At 44.3% G+C, this 799-nt stretch carries 3 tRNA genes and 1 rRNA gene; all 4 read left to right on the forward strand.

Features of this window, described 5'->3' with window-relative positions:
* A 16S ribosomal RNA gene (locus R7190_RS26740) occupies positions 1-77 on the forward strand; the annotation flags it as partial.
* A gap of 89 nt (positions 78-166) precedes the next feature.
* Positions 167-242, forward strand: a tRNA-Glu gene (locus R7190_RS26745).
* Positions 243-244: 2 nt separating this feature from the next.
* A tRNA-Lys gene (locus R7190_RS26750) sits at positions 245-320 on the forward strand.
* A gap of 28 nt (positions 321-348) precedes the next feature.
* Positions 349-424, forward strand: a tRNA-Val gene (locus R7190_RS26755).
* Positions 425-799 lie beyond the last annotated feature (375 nt).

A 799-nucleotide genomic window follows, 5' to 3' on the forward strand; every position in this document is an offset into this window, starting at 1 on the left:
CCACTTTGTGGTTCATGACTGGGGTGAAGTCGTAACAAGGTAGCGCTAGGGGAACCTGGCGCTGGATCACCTCCTTAAACGATGATTATTGCGATGAGTGTTCACACAGATTGATACGGTTTATGAAGTTTAAGAGATAGAACATCCCCCAAGATGTTCACTTAGTGTCCCGTTCGTCTAGAGGCCTAGGACACCGCCCTTTCACGGCGGTAACAGGGGTTCGACTCCCCTACGGGATACCATTGGGTCGTTAGCTCAGTTGGTAGAGCAGTTGACTTTTAATCAATTGGTCGCAGGTTCGAATCCTGCACGACCCACCATTTCCTTCCACGGAAATCAAAACAATGTGGGCGATTAGCTCAGTTGGGAGAGCACCTGCCTTACAAGCAGGGGGTCACTGGTTCGAGCCCGGTATCGCCCACCATTCTCTAAGTATTTTTGGAATAAAACGTCCAAACCAGAACAAGCAATTGATACTGGTTGGTATTTTTGACTCTGAAAGTCTTTAGAAAATGTAACTTCCTTGTGAAGCAACATAGCTCTTTAACAATTTGGAAAGCTGACAAAACAACAATTTATTGTTGTTTGTAAAGTTCTCAATGTTTGTCTTTAAGACAAACACCAAAAAACACATTCAAGTGTTCTTGGAATTTGAGTCCGGCAAAATCGAATGTCTCTCGCTCATTCAAATAATGAGAGACAACTTTGGTGATTTGATTATCAACTCGAAACTCCTTCGGGTTGTATGGTTAAGTGACTAAGCGTACACGGTGGATGCCTTGGCAGTCAGAGGCGATGA

It is taken from the genome of Vibrio sp. 1078-1 (genome assembly GCF_033340475.1).